The following is a 17893-nucleotide window of genomic DNA, read 5'->3' on the forward strand; positions in this document are numbered from 1 at the left end:
ATAAATATATTATCATATTTTTCTCAATTTTTAACTTAATCATATTCATTACTACAAAAATATGTATATTATTATACTGAAGCCTCAAAACTCTATTAAAATCGTAGATAATGATGAGCGAGAGTTTTTTTGAAATGAAGAAAAATGTAAATCCTATTTTTTCAAACTATACTCCATATGCATATTTTATACTATTTTTCCATGTAACAATGAAGTCTTTCTATCCCTGGATATTTTTCTCCTAAACTTTTAACTTGAAAACCAATTCTTTTATAAAATTCTACCGCCCCATCGTCTGTCTCCGCTTCTATATAAGTCAATTGATATATCCTTACCACTTCTTTAATCATTTGCAGTGCAATTCCTTTTTGACGATAATCTGGAGCCACTGCTATATGACATATGCGTGCTTTAGTTTCTCCGATTATTTCAATACCTAGACAAGCTTTTTCTTCATATTTGTACAAAGTCCCTTTATTACTTTGATAAAATATTACTGCCTTCTTTAAGCTTATTTCATTTGGACCGACGGCATATTGTAGCACATTCAATATTGAATCTTTCTCAATTTGTTTAACACACTGTAAATTCATACTTTCATCCCTTTCTATGAAAAAAGACTAGCTCTTAATAAAAAGAGCTAATCTCATTACGCCGTTATTTTTTCTTCTTTTTTTACAACGACAGCCACATAACTATGAAGTATCATTCCAATAATAACGAGACTCATACCAATCCAAGATAATGATGATGGGATTGGGGCAGATAACCAGATCAACTCTCCTACTAGCGCAAATAAAACTTCACCAGACTGCGTCGCTTCCACTGTTGCTAATTTTTGCGGATCATCTTTCACAAGATCTGTTGCAAAGAAAAATAATACTGTCGCGATTAACCCAGAGCTAACTGCTACAATAAAACATTGAAAAACTTGGCTACTTGACGGTAATCCGCCTGTTGATACTTCGTAACCAGATAATAAAAACCAAAATGGTAAACTTGCTAATGTCATACCGAGTACCCGCTGAAATACATCTAATTCCCCTTTACAAACTTGCATCATTTTTCTATTTCCAAGAGGATACGCAAATGCTGCAATAAGTACAGGAACTACACATAAAACGGTTTCACGAATACCTAATGAAGAAGCATGTTCTACTTGCATGAGAACGACACCGAATAAAATAATGCCCGACATTACTAATTCCTTCATCGGAAGTTTTTTATGTAGTGGATCCACCGCAAAAAATGGTGTTAACAAAATCCCTGCAACGATTGTAATTTGCCATGTTGATGCAACGAGCCAACCTGGTCCGAACGCTCCAGCAAAACTAAGCGGTGCATAAAAGAGACCAAATCCAACGATACTCCACACTAACCATTCTTTCGGATTATTTTTCATATATTGAAAGAGTTGCTTTAAGTTCCCTCTATACATAACAATAAGTAATAGCATTGGAACCATAAAATAATACCGTAATGATGCACTCCAAATCCAGCTTCCACCTTCTAAGTCCATTGCCCTGTTTAAAACAAAAGTAAAGGCAAAGAAAAATGATGCCAGTATCCCTATAACAATTGCTTTCATTGTAAAACCCCTTGTATTTAATTTTTTATCTCTATGACCTATATTTTAGTATACGCGATGAAAAATCTACATTCAAACTTACATTTCACTTTAGGATGATGAAGGAATTGTAGTAGATTTACATGGGAATAAAGTGCATTGGTATGAAATCGAGGCCATTACATATCAAAATTTTCAAGGGTCAAAATCTACTTTAATCTCGACCCACTATACTCACCATGAAAATATACGCATCCGCTATAAAAGATGGCTACCAACTATTGCACATTCAATTTACTGGTTTTCTATTGAGAAACCAAAAGATTATCATAAAAATTTAATGATAGCTTGGGAAGAAAAGCGAACGAATAAAAACAAACGCCTCCTTTAATTATTATTTAGGGGCGTTCGTTCATTCAAAAATTAAAGAATATGTAGTTTATATTCTCTGTATAATTTCCTCAATCGACTTATATGAGCTTGATGATACCGATTATGATCTGCTATATGCCATATTCCCCATCTTATTGTCGCGGTTTCCCCTTTTTCATACAAAACTTCCTCTCTTAAAAGAACAACACCATATGTTCATCATCACTATACACACCATTCATTTTTATAGCCCTTTTTTCAATTCCGTATATTTTAAATCCCATTGACTCATATAATCGTTTGGCTGGTTCGTTCGTTGACACAACCCCTAAATTCAATTGCTCTAGCTTCATCTCTTTTGCCCTTTCAATCGCTTTACGTATTAAATCACGTGCAAGACCACTTCTTCGATTTTCAGTATCTACATACATTGCAACGATATGTCCTTTATGCTTATATGCGTCTTTTTCTTCTGTTAATAAAGTAACAACCCCAACTAAACGATTTTCATTATTAAAAGCACCAAATGTAAAACTACTGTTGGATGAAAGATTACTAGCAACTCGTTCAAGGGGGTTTTCTTGACGTACTGCTTCTTCATAAGTCGTTATAAATGCTTCTGGATTTACTTGTAGTGCTTGTAAACGCAACTCCCAATATTTTTTTGCATCCGCTTTTGTAAGTAATCGAATCATTTTATTTTCCCCTTTTTAATTTACATAATATTTTTATAGGTTATTATTTTTTGATTCATACTCTTCTTTTAATATACTGTAACGATAGCGATGAATGAGCTTTCCCTGTCTCAATCGATCATTTCTCATTAACCCTTCGCATACAAATCCGGCACTTTCATAACTCTTTTTAGCTTTTGTATTATCTTCATCTACACGTAACCAAATTTTCTCCAATTCAAACTGAGAAAAACCTATTTGTAACATGCTGTTTAGAGCTGCCATTCCAAATCCTTTACCCCAATAGTCTTTATTTCCAATCGCAATTCCTAGTTCAGCATTTTTATTTGTTTTATCAAAATTTTTAAGGTCTACCCATCCAATATGTATACCTGTCTCAGTAACGATTGCCCTTTGTTCATAACCATTTTTTCGGCTTATACAAGCTTCAATCCAGTTTCTCGTATCTCCACGAGTGAACGGAGGATATTGATCTGGTACGACTAAATGCTTTGTTACATCTCTATCTAATGACCATTGATAGCGATCTTCTACATCATCTAGTGTCAATTCTCTTAATTGAACATATGGTACATTCATTTTTTTCTCCTCTCTTTATTTACCAATAGAAAATCCTTCGAACACTCTTCCACCATACTGTTCTAACGTCTTTTCTATAAAATGAATTAATTCATTTTTCCCTCCCGTTTTATAAAAATGATCAAAAGCCGCTACAAATTTGTTTGCATATTGCTCATCATATCTTTTTAGCACTCTAATAAACCATTTTGAACTCCCAAGCCACTTACCATTTACTCTTAATACATATTCATGTACTAAATCGGCTAATAAATTAGCGATAAACAATTCTTCTTCTCTTTTTGTTGCACCAATAAAGTCATCTAAAGTATCCGTAATAAAATATCGCTTCTGCTTAATCGTTTCTTCGGTCCATTTAGCTGGTCCTTTATGTAGTAAATCATTCGCTTCTTTTTTTAATTTCTCAACAATTTCCTGTTCCCCTTTTAAGGCAATCCCTTCTGAAACTAATTGTGGTAACGACGGCCTCCCTCGATCACAATCCATTTTGAAAAAGGTTTTATATGTTTCGAAATTATAAACAAACACCTCAACAGGCCATCCATTACTATAGAAAGATTCTCTATAGCAAGAAGTTAAACTTTGATCGACTATTACAATGTCAAGGTCAGATGTTTTCGTCGCTTCTCCTCGTGCAACGCTTCCGCCGAGTAAAGCTACATCACAATTCGGAAATTGTAATGTAATTATGTTTTGTGCTGCTTCAATTGGTTTCATAACCGATCCTCTTTTCTTATTTCACTTTCTTTTTTTCAGCTCTTTCTCTCGCTTTTTTTATATAGCTTTCTGCATCTGGTGTTTTACATGATGTTGCACCATGATCAACCTCTATTTTTCCAATTTCACTTGCAATTTCAATCGCTTGTCGCTCTAAGTCTTCATTACGAATTCCTATTGCGATTAAAGCACTATTCATCGCTTCTTTTTTTCTATTTTTTTCATTATGTATATTTTCTTTAATCTCTTCTAAGTACGGAGAGAAGAAATCATCATGTAACGTTTTATTTTTAATCGCTATATTTGCTAATAAAGACCAGCCAGCTCTTCCAATCCATTCATCATTAGACTTTGTCCACTCTTCCATTCTTTCTATTGCAATTGGCGAAGTACATATAGATGTCATCAGAACATCCATTAAACAGTAATAATCAACATCCTGAATCCAACTATTAAGCTGTTCTGTCGTTATTTTTTTCGGATCTAAAATATAAGTTGCTAATGTCATTGCGTCCATATTTTTCGTTTCCCACAATCCAACTGCTAAATCGTGATCTTTTTTTATCTTCTTTTTTAACAATTTTAAATTCGCAAAACTAACTCCAAATAACGGCTCTTTCGCTCCGTGGTTTTTATACGTTTTTCGATTTTGTTCTGTTCCATATTCCTCTAGTTGCTGCATTACTTCCTCAAGTAACATATACCCACCTCTTTATCTTTTATGTTGACTGTATATATGTATGTACGATATATTCTACATTACTTTTTGTTTTTCCTATATTTATTTTTAAAATACGGTATGTGAAATTTCTAAACATTGCACAGCTACACCATCAAAAAACTATATATGTTAAACATACAGTTTTTTGATGATATCAATTTTGCGTAGAATAAGATATAAACTACGAAAGAACTTTTAATGAGATGTGTATTTCCAACATGTTTAGAAAACTCTTCAAAATGGTTTACTATCATACTTTTATACCTCCTTCATAAATTATGTTTATTACATTTGTTCTTAGCCAAAATACTTTCTACATTTTAATAACTCTCTCAATAAAAATTTCTTATATAAAAATCCCTACAAACACTGTAGGGATTTATGTCTAAATCATTTTGTTACACTCTATTTCATATGAAAATAGTTTCCTTATTCAGATGCATTCATAATCACAATTCTCCAACCATCTGGATCCTCTATTGTGGTTCCTTTCTCTATCCAATACGGGTTTTCTGGTTCCACCTCATGATAGCCTATATTACTTAATCGATTTACTATCTTTTCAATTTCATCTTTATTAGGCATATAAAAAACTAGTAAATTATCTTTTGTCGGTGCCGGACATGGACTTCCATTAACATGTGAAGTAAACTCCAAATGATACTCTTCATCTGGTAACCCAAACATAACCCCGTCATATCCTTCATGATTGTGAAATTCCCCTATACGTTTTAATCCTAATCCTGTTTCATAAAAACTTATCACTTCTTCAAATTTATCTGTTGGTCTTGCAATTCTAAATTGAACCCAATTCTTCATGCAAATCTCCTCCTTTTCATTTTCCAAAGCTTTATAGTAATTAGTATAGGTTACATATATTCCCTTTAACACCCCTCATTAGTGTGAGCTTCCTAAGTTGAAAGACCTATTAATTAATAAACAATAGGACTTTAGTATAAAATTCATATAAAACTAGTTATATAAATGTAGAGATGAAATATAAGCTATTACGTATGAAATAGTTCTCCTTGCAGAGCCTTTATATACCGATCAGCAGATCTTTGTACAGCTTTATTCGTATCTTCCACCACACCATGAAATGCATTATATAGTCGGCTAAATACAAATATTCGAATCAATAATTAGAACGAAAATGAAGTGATACGAAAGTATGATTAGCCTCCTTTCGGTTTTAAGACTTTAGTCTCATTCCTATAAATTTTTTATTTCCTACTTCCAAGGTAATAGTTTTTAATTTTATTAAAACTTTCTAATATATTTAACACTTTAATCATTAAAAGAAAGCACAAATCTTCATAAAATAAACGAATCAATTAATTTTTTGTCACAACTTTAACACAACCATACTTACTATTACACATCAGGAGTGTATTAGGTTTAAATTAAGGAGAGATAATTATGCTGTATGAAGTATTTAATACGGAAGGCAGTAACAATGTAAAGTTTGTTGATAAAACTAACAGGTGAATTTAATATGATAATTGAAGAGTTTGTAAAGAGAGATTAATATTGATTTCAAGCTTCATTTTAGGGGAAATAAATATTACAAACTATATGAATTAATAAATAGCCTTAAAGCAAAATTTATATCCATGAAATTTTTAAATTCATATACAGTTTTATACAACCACTTTTTATAAAACAAGAAAAGTGGTTGTATGTGTTAGAAAGTATTCTTTTTTACAAAGTCACGCTACATATTTCATTAAACTACAACTACTCGTTTTCTTTTTTCTTCTTTTGTTCCTCAGAAGGTTCTTCTGTTGGGTCTGGTTCTTGTTCATCCTTTTTGTTTAATTCATTATTTTTTTCTTTAGCAGGATCTTGTTTTTCATTTTTTTCCTCCTGTCTTTGTTCAGAAGGTTCCTCCGTTGGATCTGGCTCCTTTTCGTCTTTTGGAGCTGGATTACAACCAATTAATAATCCTACTGTAAATATGCTTGTCATAAATATTGAAACCATTTTTTTATAATTCAATTAAAGCACCTCCTAAAATTAATATCCCTTATATTGTTTCCAATTAATAATTCAATTTATCCAATTATTTGTGACATTTCTTTAAAAATGACATTCCTTTAAAATCTTGCATACTTTTGGCTAAACTTTTTTACACTTGTAAAAAAGTTTCTTTGCATTTCCCTACCTATAATTGCTAATATAGTAGAGTAGAACTTTTATAGAGAGAAGGAAAATTATGCACAATGGAATTCGAATGACAACTTTAGTAAAAAGGGCTATGTTAGTTTGTGCGGGGGTATTATTCACATACGAAGTGGCTTTTGGATCAGTACATACTGCTCTAGCTAGTACAGAGGATGAAGCAAAATCTGTTCAACTTGTAAGTGAGATTCAAACATCTCTTGCTCCGAAAGAAGCGCCAAAACATTATAACGGGCAAGTTAGAAAAGTCGCTTATTTAACATTTGATGACGGTCCTGGAAAATACACAGCTGAGCTTTTAGATATGTTAAAGAAAGAAAATGCAAAAGCAACATTCTTCCTAATTGGTTCAAACGTAAAAGCTTTCCCTGATCTTGTAAAACGCGAAGATGCTGAAGGCCACTACGTTGGGATGCACAGTATGACTCATAACTACAAAAAACTCTACACTGAAGGTCATTACGTAGATGAAATGAAGGAAGACCAAGGCTTAATCGCTGGTGTTTTAGGTAAATCACCAGTATTAACTCGTCCATCTTACGGCTCTATGCCAGGATTAAACGAAGCTCTTCGCAACAAAGTTGTAGAAAATGGCTTAAAAGTTTGGGATTGGACAATTGATTCTTTAGACTGGAAATATAACAAAATGCAAGTTGATGCTGCATCTGCTAAAATTGTAGAAAACGTGTTACATGGTGCTACAAATCCAACAGAAGTTATCCTTATGCATGATATTCATCCACAATCAGTAAAAGCAGTTCCTGGAATTATTAAAGGACTGAAAGAAAAAGGATATGAATTAGAAGCATATAATGAGAACGAACACTTCCCATTAAACTTCTGGCATGATAATCGTATGTAATGAAAAGACTTGATTCCCTGTAGTAGGTTATCAAGTCTTTTTTATCGTTTTTAGAATTTCCTTATAGAGAAAACCTATACACGCTTGCACCATATCAATATTATACATCCCTTCCCTTTTATCAAATAAATTTAACTTTGAAATATCACATGCTATCTTTAACCTAGTTTAAATAAGTCGATATTATATGATCGTATTTATAGTACAAACTGAAGAAGCTTGGAATCAATTTAAGAAAGAAACGCGATAAGTAAAAAACTACAAAAGCGACTTATTCAAAATAAAAACATACATATCAGAATTCAGACAAAAAAAGGATTGAATATACAATTTCAATCCTTTTTTTATATTATCAACACTTTAGTACATATTACTCTTAAGGAGTGATATATATATGGATTTTCTTTCACCTGAATATTTGTCCGCCCTACTTGCCATCATTGTAATTGATTTAGTGTTAGCCGGTGATAATGCCATTGTAATTGGATTAGCAGCAAGAAGATTACCGAAAGATCAGCAAAAGAAAGTTATTATATGGGGAACTATCGGGGCAATCGCGATTAGAGCCCTCGCTACCTTAGTTGTTGTTTGGTTGTTAAAAATACCAGGGCTACTTCTAATTGGTGGTGTACTCCTTATATGGATTGCTTATAAATTAATTGCTGAAGGCAAAGATCATGATATTAAGGCCGAAGAAGGATTTTGGTCTGCTATTAAAACCATTATTATTGCTGATGCGTTAATGGGCATCGATAATGTACTCGCTGTTGCAGGAGCTGCCCATGGTAACTTTTCTTTAGTAATCATCGGATTATTAGTGTCTATTCCAGTAGTCGTATGGGGCAGTACATTGATTTTAAAATGGGTGGATCGTTTTCCTGTCATCATTACGATTGGAGCAGCCGTTTTAGCTTATACTGCCGCGAAAATGATTGTAGATGAGAAATGGTTCGCTGGATTTTTCGAAAGTAACCCTTTCGTTAAATGGGCATTTATCATTATTATCATCATCGGTGTAGTTTTCTTCGGAAAGGCTAAACAAAAAGCAACAGCTGGTTCTGTCTCATAATGATGGTATATTTACAAATAAAAGGCGCTATTCATATGAATAGCGCCTTTTATTATTTATTTAGCTTCTCCTTCCGGAGTCGTTTTTACCTTCGTTTTGTTTTTATCGCGGTTGTTATAGTTATACTTCGAACGATCTACTGGAGTGAATCCTTCCGGTGTGTAGAATCGTAATAAGTCACCATTCACGACTTGGTCAGAGTATTTTAGTGAGTTTTGAACCATTTGTTCATTTTTCTTTATTTCATCTGTAAATTCTACAGGTTTTCCAGTAGTTGTATCATAGTATTTGCCGTTTAGTGCAGTAACTGTTGGGCTTACGTAGTTACCGTTACGGAACGCAACGACTTGTTTATGATCTGGTGATAATAAATCAGAACCGAATTGAACATAATTCTTTGTATCTGTACCTAGTAAGTGTAATAGCGTTGGAAGAACGTCAATTTCACCACCGTATTGATGTTGTACGCCACCTTTCACTCCTGGTACACGAACGATTAATGGTACACGTTGTAACTGTGCATTTTCAAATGAGTTCATTTCTTTACCCATTACTTTTGACATTGCTGCGTTATGATTATCTGAAATACCGTAATGGTCTCCGTACATAACAATAATTGAGTTATCATATAAACCAGATTGTTTCAAGTAATCGATGAAGCCTTTTACAGATTCATCTAAATAGCGTGCTGTTTGGAAGTACGTATCTACTGATGAATCACCTGTTGTTGCTGGTTCAATCGTTGCTTCTGCCTTATCGATTGGATAAGGGAAATGGTTCGATAACGTAATAAACTTCGTATAGAACGGTTGTTTCAACGTTTGTAATAACGGAATAGATTCATTAAAGAACGGTTTATCTTTTAACCCGTAGTTTACTACGTCTTTTTCATTCATATCGTAGTATGACGCATCAAAGAATTTATTAAAACCAAATGATTTATAAATATCGTCACGGTTCCAGAATGTTTTGTAGTTACCGTGGAATACTGCTGATGTGTATCCTTGTTGTCCTAAAATAGCTGGTGCTGATTGATACGTATTATGAGATTTCGTTGTAAAGACAGAACCTTGCGGTAAACCAAACATTGAATTCTCTAACATAAACTCCGCATCAGATGTTTTCCCTTGTCCTGTTTGATGGAAGAAGTTATCAAAATAAAGTGTATTCGCATCTTTTGTAAATGAGTTTAAGAACGGTGTAACTTCTTGACCATTTAATTTGTAATCAATTAAGAAGTTTTGGAATGACTCTAAATGAATGTAAATTACGTTCATTCCCTTTCCTTTACCGAAATACTCAGGATTTGGACTTGCATAAGTTGATGTTAAATAATTTCGTACTTCTGTCATATTATCGCCATCAGCTAATGCTCGTTCTGTCGATGCTTTCGCACTTTGAATTCCATCATAAATTGTGTAGTTGTATGCACCTAAATATTTCACAATATAATTACGGTCAAATGTTCTTGTTAATAATTCAGGACGGTCAGACTCTGCAAGACCTAAGTTAACACTGAATAATAAAATACCTGCTACAAATACTAGAGATAATTTATGCTTCGCAACACGAATTGGTTTTGGATTTGCAAATTTTGTTGCGACTAACACAATTAATATAATCGTGTCTAAGAAGTATAATGGATCATAAAGATGTAGCAACGCAAGAATACTACCACCTAAATCTCCAAAGTTATTCGTTTGTGTTAATGTCGGGAACGTAATAAAGTCACTGAAAAAGCGATAGTATACTACGTTTGCGTATAAAAGAATCGACAATAACAAATTAATGATAATTAACCAAATATAAGATCGTTTCCCTTTTGCAAATAATGCAAGTCCTAAAAATAGAACTGCTGAACTAAGCGGGTTAAAAAACAGCAAGAATTTTTGAATTGTGTTTGAAATTCCTAAATTGAATTCCGTTACATAAGCTGCATATGTTTTGAGCCACAATAAAATAACGGCAAACAGAAAGAATCCAAAATGATTGCTTAACACACTTTTGCTCTTTAATAAGAACTGTTTCATTTCTCCACCTCTTTTGATCATCCAAGGCTTATTTTTTTATAAGTCTGTCTCTCTATTCAAATTTTCTTCTTCAAATAGATTATCTTTATTTAACTATATGAAGAATATTAGTAATTATAATTTGAAGCTAGTATTTATTCAACTATTTCTTTCTAGACATTTTGACCTTGGTTTCTATTTAACAAAATAAATTTGTAACATTTCCTGTTTTCTCCCAAGATTCATCCACTAATTATGACACCCCATACTATATACCTTTATAAACTCATTCGCAAACTATTCTATCTCCAAATTTGGTACATATTTCACATGACAAAATAATACGATTTGATTATATTACTCCACTTACATTTCCCTTCTTCAACTAACTCTTTAAATCTTAAAGTCATTACATCCCTTCATACATGAAAAAATTCTCCTGTTCATTAATATTATATTTGAATAATTATTCATTTGACCGACCAGCGATGTTACGTTTTCTCGACAAAAAAACTCGCTCTAAAAAGAGCGAGTTTTTTCATTATATATTATTGACCTTTGTACATTGCATCTACTTGTTTTTGAAGTTCCTCATTTTCTAAGAACTCATCATAAGTAGCCTCTTTATCGATTACACCGTTTGGTGTTACTTCGATAATGCGGTTTGCAATTGTTTGCACGAACTGATGGTCATGAGATGTGAATAAGATTGTACCTTTGAATGCAATTAAACCGTTGTTTAATGCTGTGATTGACTCAAGGTCTAAGTGGTTCGTTGGATCGTCAAGTGTGATTACGTTCGCACCACTTAACATCATTTTAGATAACATACAACGAACTTTTTCGCCTCCAGATAATACAGAAACGTTCTTTTTAACTTCTTCACCTGAGAATAACATACGGCCTAAGAAACCACGTAAGAAGCTTTCAGACTCATCTTGTGGAGAAAATTGACGTAACCATTCAACTAAGTTGTAATCACTATTCTCAAAGTACTTAGAGTTATCTCTTGGGAAGTAAGACTGAGAGGTTGTAACACCCCATTTGAATGAACCGCTATCAGGCTCCATTTCACCCATAAGAATTTTAAATAATGTTGTCATCGCAATATCGTTACGGCCGATAAATGCAACTTTATCACCTTTATTTAAAGTGAAGTACACATTATCTAACACTTTTTCACCATCAATTGTTTTAGAAAGACCTTCAACAGTTAATAAGTCATTTCCTACTTCACGCTCAGGTGTGAAGCCAACGAATGGGTAACGACGTGATGACGGTCTAATATCATCTAATGTAATTTTGTCTAATAATTTTTTACGAGAAGTTGCTTGTTTCGCTTTAGAAGCGTTTGAACTAAAGCGTGCAATGAAGTTTTGTAACTCTTTTACTTTCTCTTCTTTTTTCTTATTAGCATCTTGTGTTAATTTTAAAGCTAATTGGCTTGACTCATACCAGAAGTCATAGTTACCAACATAAAGTTGAATTTTACCGAAATCAAGGTCAGCCATGTGCGTACATACTTTATTTAAGAAGTGACGGTCATGGGATACTACGATAACTGTGTTTTCAAAGTTCATTAAGAAGTTTTCTAACCATTGAATCGCTTTTAAGTCCAAGTGGTTGGTAGGCTCATCTAATAATAGAATGTCAGGTTGACCGAATAAAGCTTGAGCAAGTAATACTTTTACTTTCTCTGCCCCAGTTAATTCTGACAATTTCTTATCATGAAGATCTTCACCAATACCTAAACCTTTAAGAAGGATTGCAGCTTCTGACTCAGCTTCCCAACCGTTAAGCTCAGCGAACTCACCTTCAAGTTCAGCAGCACGCATACCATCTTCATCACTAAAGTCTTCTTTCATGTAAATAGCATTTTTCTCTTGCATTACTTTGTAAAGTTGCGTGTGACCCATAATTACTGTTTCTAATACTGGGAACTCTTCATATTCGAAATGGTTCTGTTTTAATACTGCTAGACGCTCACCTGGCGTAATATGTATGTCACCTGTTGATGGTTCAATTTCCCCAGATAAAATCTTTAGAAATGTAGATTTACCAGCACCGTTTGCTCCGATTAAACCGTAGCAGTTACCTGGCGTGAATTTTATGTTAACATCTTCAAATAATTTGCGATCCGCGAAACGCAAACTAACGTTACTTACTGTAATCATTTGTGTCCTCCTACTAATACCGCTTATTTCAGCGTTTTCTCACCGATTGTCTTAAAAAATCGCATATTACGACTCAATTATTGTAGACTATAGCTATTATATAGTAGAAGCTGGATGAATAGCAACGGTTGATTGCTATTCCTTTCTTTCCAAACTTGAATAAAACCTTTGTTTTTTATTATATTAAAGTTACGTACACACTTTAAGAGGGGTTATTTTGAAGAAAATATTAATAATTGGAGCATTATGTTTATCTCTTACTTCCTTAACCGCATGTAGTAATAACAAAATAATTTATATGCATTTCGCACCCCGTTTCCTATTATAAATAGCAAATAAAAACGCTCAGAAAATATTCTGAGCATTTTTATTTCCTTCTTCAATTAAATGTAAAAAGCTATTTCACCATTTGTATTGTTAACTTATCTTTTAACATTGATCTATATGAGTCAATTTCATATTTTGTATTATTGATTTTTTCTTTTTTCATTTTTAACATATCGAATATTTCTAACTCTAAATTCCTTCTAGCTTCAAGAACTTTTATCGCTCCTTCTACTCCTGAATGGTTATGTTCTTTCCCATAGCCTTGGTTCGTGTAATAGTCGACAATTCCTGTGGCCCATTCTGGATTTCTTTCTTTTAATGCCTTCCTAAATGAAAATTCAAGATTATCTTGTTCTACATAGAATAACATTGGATTTAAATTCTCTATGATTTTTGCAACTTTCATTACATAATTTATTATTTTTTCTTTTTGTTCACCGTATTTGATCATCCCAATCGTTAATGGATTTTGTATGAAACAACATTCAAAGATATAAACTTTATTGTCTTCTAGAGCAATTCCAGCAAAGTTCTGCCATTTACCAGCAATTAATTCAACATTTTTATCGAATGATAATTCATATATATCGTTTCTTGAAATATCGTTAAATAATTCGTCCGAAAACTGGTCACCAAACTCATTTTTTATCTTTCTGTATGGTAATAAATAATTGCTTCTTTTTTTTAGAACTCTTTTAAGAAGCACTTCTTTAAAATCTCCACTGTTAGATACTAATCTATCGAACTCAAATTTATTAAAACAAGATACACCATCATAGTCGGCTGGGTGGTTCAAATTTCCCTCTAAAAATAGTTCAACCTCAATTTTATTTTGGCTTAAAATTTCATTTATTAGCTGTGCAGTGGTCGATTTTCCAAATCCAGGTAAACCTTCTACTATTATTAGTTTTGTATTCATAGTTATAAATCCCTTCCTTCAAAGTATTTAACCAAGATTAAAAAAATTACTTACTCCACTGCAATCACTCCTTCAAAATACAATATTCAACATTTCCTTTGAAAAACCCTTCTTAAAGTAACCTGACCGTTCGTTTAAGAACATTTTTTCATAATTTCCATCATTATTTTAACATAAATTTTCCATTTACCTTTTAAAAAAGATAGTACACCATTATTTGAGTGAACTATATAAAAAAAGGATGCTAAATCATATGTGATTTAGCATTCCTAATTTGTATGTTATTTTATAATTTATCTCCTATAACTGAACCAGTTACTTTTAAAAGGGGATTCTTTTATTTTCTTTCACTTAATTTCTTTGCATAATTCTTCATTTTACTCGTTAACCCTATTAACGCCGGTAATAATATCGGCATCACAATTAAAGCTAATAGAAGAAGTGCAACGCCAACTACGGATGCTACTTGTATAAGCGTTAATACACCTGAAGGGATTAATGCAGCAAATGTACCACCTAAAATAAGTGCCGCTGATAATACGACTCCTCCGATATGACGAGAAGCAGTTACAATTTTCGTCGCTGGGTCCCCTTCTAACTCATTGTATCTCATCATTACAAAAATACTATAATCCACTCCTAAAGCGACAATCATTATGAAACTAAAGAATGGAACATTCCAGCTTAATGAATCTACATGTAAAATATGCGTACTAATTTGTTCACTTATCCCTAATGATGCAAAGTAAGCTAATAGTAACGATCCAATAATAAAGATGGTGTTTAATAATGAACGTGTAATCACAATTAATACAATCGCGATTCCAATTAACATAATTGTAGCTGTACGTAAGAAATCTTGCCCAGTTACTTCTTTTAAATCAACGTTTCTAGCTGTCGTTCCTCCGATTGCTGTTTTCGCATGATTTAATTCCGACCCCTTCAAAGTACCATCTATTGTGTTATTGATTTCTTGAATAATTGGCATCGCTTCTTTTGAATACGGATTTACGTCTAAAATGATTGTCATTTTAGCAGTCTTTCTATCATGTGACATGTACGTATTCAAAGCTTTTTGGAAATCTTCTCCCTCCAAAACTTCTTTTGGAATATAGAATTTCTCAGAGCTTTTTGATTCGTTCAGTTCTCCTAAATATTTCTGAGCATCCCCTAGGCCATTACTTACCTTTTCAAGGCCTTCTGTACTTTTAGTTAGTCCGGATTGTAATTGACCCATCTGTTCTTGCAAGTCTTTCAGTCCGGTTAATAGCTGACCTTGCCCATCGTTTATTTTCGTTAATCCGGTTTGTAACTCAGATGACTTGTTCGCAATTTGTTTTGAACCTGAAGCACCTTCATTTAATCCATTTTTAAGATCAGCTGCTCCTTTTTGTAACTTAGTAACTCCATTGTTCATTTCTTTTAAGCCATTATCCACTTTCAATAACGATTGATTCGCTTCTTTAAATGATCCCATCGCCGCATTATGCTGCGCTTTCAATTTATTTAATTCATTTGAAAACCCACCTAATTGCTTTTGAGCCTCTTTAGCAATTCCTATCGTCTGCAGAATGTTAGGATCATTTGCTAATTCTGGTTTCGTTTGAATGAAATTGGTCATTAACATTTCAATTTGTTCATAACCTTTCTTCGCACCGTCAATCGCTTGAGAAATACTTCCGAAGTATTGATCGTAAGAACTTAAACCTTTTTCTAACTGTGTATAGCCAGCATGAAGTTGTGAAGTTGCTTGAGATAATACACTTATATTTTCATTTACTGACGTTAACCCACTCTCAATTTGCTGCGCACCTTGTGCTCCGTCATTTATGCCATTGGATAGTTGATTTAAAGCTGTTCCTAATGCTGATACACCACTTTTCGCTTCATTTGTTCCATCAATTAACTTTTGAACGTTCGCAAGACTATTTGAGTCCTTATTACCCATCTTATCTTTCGCAGTAGTTAATCCATCATTAATTTCCTTTATACCACCATTGGCATCTCCTAAACCTGTATTTAGTTCACCCGCTTGTTTATTTATATATAGTTCTTTAATCCTATCACCAGTTGGACGTGTCGGTGAATATACTTCTGAAACACCTTTTACTTTCAAAATCTTATCAGTTAGTTCATCTAAAGTTTGAAGCGAACTCGCCTCATCTAACTTGTTATTTGATTGAATGACTAACGTACTTGGTGAAGAAAAACCAGGTGGAAAATGTTCTTCTATTACGTTAATCCCCATTTTCGACTCATATTTATTGTCTACTTCAAATAAATCGTTGTAATTAAGTGTATTAGAATACTTTAATATGAAAGGAATTGATATCACGAATACAATAATTAAAGCTACAAATGGTCTCACTACTGAGTTTTTCGCAAAGAATCCCCATAGACGACTGTCTTCATGACCTTTAAATGTTTTAACGGGATAAAACATCCCTTTTCCTAAAAGCACCATAAAAAACGGATTTAACGTAGTTAATACTAGTAATAAAACTGCGACACCAATTGCTACCGCTGAAGTAGATTGATATAGTTTAAAACTCGCTAAAACAAGAGATGCAAAACCAATTAGTACTGCTATCCCGCTATATAAAACGGTTTTCCCTGCCGATTTAAATGTTTCTTTCGTAGCCAAAAATGCGTTTTCTTGTTTACTTAATTCTTCTTTAAATCTCGTAAATAATAAAATGTTATAGTCTGTTCCAACCCCAAACAGGACAACAACAACAAACACTTGTGTAAAGTTAGAAAATGGAAAATTAAATTGATCTACTAAATGAGCAATAATCCCCATTGAAACTAAATATGATACCCCAACAGTAAGAAGAGAAACAATTGGAACAATAGGTGAACGGAATACAATGATTAATATTACAAGAATGAAAATGATTGAAATAACTTCAGTCTTTTTCACTCCCTCTTGAGAAGATGTAAGGAAATCTCCTGCTATTAAATCACTTCCTGTTAAGTACGTTGTTACCCCTTTCGTTTTCACTTTATTATGAAGGTTATTTGTAACTTTCGATATTTCACCATGCTTTTTATCTATCGATATTTGCGTTAAAATAGTCGTATTATCTTTAGAAACTAATTGTTTCTCTAATTCTTTATTATCTAAATGTGAAACAACTTCTTTAATTCCTAATTGTTCTTTTTCATTTTGCAAAGCGTTGATTGTTTTTATTATTTCCTCTTTTTGCTCAGTCGTTAAAGCTGTTTTACTGTCACTATTAAAAACAACTATAATGTCATACTTTTCTGTCCCGTCTTTATCCATTTCTTTTATCATTTTGTCAGCAATACTACTTTGTTCTGTATTAGGAATCGTAATGTGCCCTTTTTCTTTCACTAATTTATCCATATTAGGCATCGTTACGATCATTGTAATGGTAATAACTATCCATAATAGAAAAGATAAATTTCTCCAATTTTTCAGCTTGCTCATTTGCATCATCTCCCGCGATTAAAATTTACGTTAGTTACGGAATGAATATTCATTCCTATTATTCTATTACATTATTTGTAAACTCTATTAAACTAGTCTTTCCGGAATGAATATTCATTCCTTTAGTTGCACAAATACCCTCTCCTACTCTCATTTTTTAAATCTATTTAGGAATGAATATTCATTCCTATTATTCTATTACATTATTTGTAAACTCTATTAAACTAGTCTTTCCGGAATGAATATT

The 17893-nt window shown here is 32.8% G+C and carries 13 protein-coding genes and 3 pseudogenes; 2 read left to right on the forward strand and 14 right to left on the reverse strand.

Translation table 11 applies throughout. The features are described 5' to 3' along the window. Positions 1 to 191: 191 nt before the first annotated feature. The 10 genes and pseudogenes from ACS2QP_RS08195 to ACS2QP_RS08240 form a co-directional block, all read right to left on the reverse strand. Positions 192 to 593: a GNAT family N-acetyltransferase gene (locus tag ACS2QP_RS08195; RefSeq protein WP_001053116.1), complete on the reverse strand. Its 402-nt coding sequence runs from the start codon at positions 591 to 593 to the stop codon at positions 192 to 194. Between the two features lie 56 nt (positions 594 to 649). Next, entirely contained in the window at positions 650 to 1588 is a 939-nt protein-coding gene (locus tag ACS2QP_RS08200) for a DMT family transporter (protein ID WP_000644594.1), read from the reverse strand. A 402-nt stretch (positions 1589 to 1990) separates the two neighbouring features. Next, positions 1991 to 2137, reverse strand: a pseudogene (locus ACS2QP_RS08205) (DinB family protein); the annotation flags it as partial. Then, entirely contained in the window at positions 2134 to 2634 is a 501-nt protein-coding gene (locus ACS2QP_RS08210; RefSeq protein WP_000620313.1) for a GNAT family N-acetyltransferase, read from the reverse strand. The gene ACS2QP_RS08210 and the pseudogene ACS2QP_RS08205, both read right to left, overlap by 4 nt. A gap of 33 nt (positions 2635 to 2667) precedes the next feature. Beyond that, the gene (locus ACS2QP_RS08215) at positions 2668 to 3213 is read right to left on the reverse strand and encodes a GNAT family N-acetyltransferase (protein ID WP_001102499.1); all 546 of its coding nucleotides are present in this window, start codon (positions 3211 to 3213) and stop codon (positions 2668 to 2670) included. After that, a pseudogene (locus ACS2QP_RS08220) lies at positions 3170 to 3930 on the reverse strand (nucleotidyltransferase domain-containing protein). Before ACS2QP_RS08220 ends, ACS2QP_RS08215 begins: the two are co-directional and overlap by 44 nt. Positions 3931 to 3946: 16 nt before the next feature. Continuing rightward, positions 3947 to 4630: a DNA alkylation repair protein gene (locus ACS2QP_RS08225; RefSeq protein ID WP_061457364.1), complete on the reverse strand. Its 684-nt coding sequence runs from the start codon at positions 4628 to 4630 to the stop codon at positions 3947 to 3949. A gap of 450 nt (positions 4631 to 5080) precedes the next feature. Then, positions 5081 to 5470 carry a VOC family protein gene (locus ACS2QP_RS08230; protein ID WP_000800665.1) on the reverse strand — a complete coding sequence of 130 codons (390 nt, stop codon included), beginning with the start codon at positions 5468 to 5470 and terminating at the stop codon, positions 5081 to 5083. A gap of 188 nt (positions 5471 to 5658) precedes the next feature. Further along, positions 5659 to 5772, reverse strand: a pseudogene (locus ACS2QP_RS08235) (hypothetical protein); the annotation flags it as partial. A gap of 616 nt (positions 5773 to 6388) precedes the next feature. Next, the gene (locus ACS2QP_RS08240) at positions 6389 to 6649 is read right to left on the reverse strand and encodes a hypothetical protein (protein WP_001106988.1); all 261 of its coding nucleotides are present in this window, start codon (positions 6647 to 6649) and stop codon (positions 6389 to 6391) included. A 217-nt stretch (positions 6650 to 6866) separates the two neighbouring features. Between ACS2QP_RS08240 and ACS2QP_RS08245 the strand changes: the two genes are divergently transcribed. Beyond that, positions 6867 to 7694 carry a peptidoglycan-N-acetylglucosamine deacetylase gene (locus tag ACS2QP_RS08245; protein ID WP_000551452.1) on the forward strand — a complete coding sequence of 276 codons (828 nt, stop codon included), beginning with the start codon at positions 6867 to 6869 and terminating at the stop codon, positions 7692 to 7694. Positions 7695 to 8088: 394 nt separating this feature from the next. Then, positions 8089 to 8763: a TerC family protein gene (locus ACS2QP_RS08250; protein WP_000346943.1), complete on the forward strand. Its 675-nt coding sequence runs from the start codon at positions 8089 to 8091 to the stop codon at positions 8761 to 8763. A 56-nt stretch (positions 8764 to 8819) separates the two neighbouring features. On the opposite strand, the gene ACS2QP_RS08255 is transcribed toward ACS2QP_RS08250, so the two are convergent. From ACS2QP_RS08255 to ACS2QP_RS08270, 4 genes are all read right to left on the reverse strand, one after another. Continuing rightward, entirely contained in the window at positions 8820 to 10793 is a 1974-nt protein-coding gene (locus ACS2QP_RS08255) for an LTA synthase family protein (protein WP_000808770.1), read from the reverse strand. Between the two features lie 527 nt (positions 10794 to 11320). Next, complete coding sequence (locus ACS2QP_RS08260) at positions 11321 to 12946, reverse strand: ABC-F family ATP-binding cassette domain-containing protein (protein ID WP_000633864.1); 1626 nt, start codon at positions 12944 to 12946, stop codon at positions 11321 to 11323. Positions 12947 to 13343: 397 nt separating this feature from the next. Beyond that, a complete protein-coding gene (locus ACS2QP_RS08265; RefSeq protein ID WP_001093216.1) occupies positions 13344 to 14192 on the reverse strand; it encodes a hypothetical protein in 849 nt (282 codons plus the stop codon). A 337-nt stretch (positions 14193 to 14529) separates the two neighbouring features. Then, positions 14530 to 17646 (reverse strand): MMPL family transporter, encoded by a 3117-nt coding sequence (locus ACS2QP_RS08270; RefSeq protein ID WP_438882326.1) that lies wholly within the window; start codon positions 17644 to 17646, stop codon positions 14530 to 14532. Positions 17647 to 17893: the final 247 nt, after the last annotated feature.

Source organism: Bacillus cereus group sp. Bce019 (assembly GCF_051781745.1).
In the GTDB taxonomy this organism is placed as follows: domain Bacteria; phylum Bacillota; class Bacilli; order Bacillales; family Bacillaceae_G; genus Bacillus_A; species Bacillus_A cereus.

Coding starts and splice junctions, on each gene's coding strand:
- ACS2QP_RS08195 (WP_001053116.1), bottom strand. CDS start 593: ATGAATTTACAGTGTGTTAAACAAATTGAGAAAGATTCAATATTGAAT.
- ACS2QP_RS08200 (WP_000644594.1), bottom strand. CDS start 1,588: ATGAAAGCAATTGTTATAGGGATACTGGCATCATTTTTCTTTGCCTTT.
- ACS2QP_RS08210 (WP_000620313.1), bottom strand. CDS start 2,634: ATGATTCGATTACTTACAAAAGCGGATGCAAAAAAATATTGGGAGTTG.
- ACS2QP_RS08215 (WP_001102499.1), bottom strand. CDS start 3,213: ATGAATGTACCATATGTTCAATTAAGAGAATTGACACTAGATGATGTA.
- ACS2QP_RS08225 (WP_061457364.1), bottom strand. CDS start 4,630: ATGTTACTTGAGGAAGTAATGCAGCAACTAGAGGAATATGGAACAGAA.
- ACS2QP_RS08230 (WP_000800665.1), bottom strand. CDS start 5,470: ATGAAGAATTGGGTTCAATTTAGAATTGCAAGACCAACAGATAAATTT.
- ACS2QP_RS08245 (WP_000551452.1), top strand. CDS start 6,867: ATGCACAATGGAATTCGAATGACAACTTTAGTAAAAAGGGCTATGTTA.
- ACS2QP_RS08250 (WP_000346943.1), top strand. CDS start 8,089: ATGGATTTTCTTTCACCTGAATATTTGTCCGCCCTACTTGCCATCATT.
- ACS2QP_RS08255 (WP_000808770.1), bottom strand. CDS start 10,793: ATGAAACAGTTCTTATTAAAGAGCAAAAGTGTGTTAAGCAATCATTTT.
- ACS2QP_RS08260 (WP_000633864.1), bottom strand. CDS start 12,946: ATGATTACAGTAAGTAACGTTAGTTTGCGTTTCGCGGATCGCAAATTA.
- ACS2QP_RS08265 (WP_001093216.1), bottom strand. CDS start 14,192: ATGAATACAAAACTAATAATAGTAGAAGGTTTACCTGGATTTGGAAAA.
- ACS2QP_RS08270 (WP_438882326.1), bottom strand. CDS start 17,646: ATGAGCAAGCTGAAAAATTGGAGAAATTTATCTTTTCTATTATGGATA.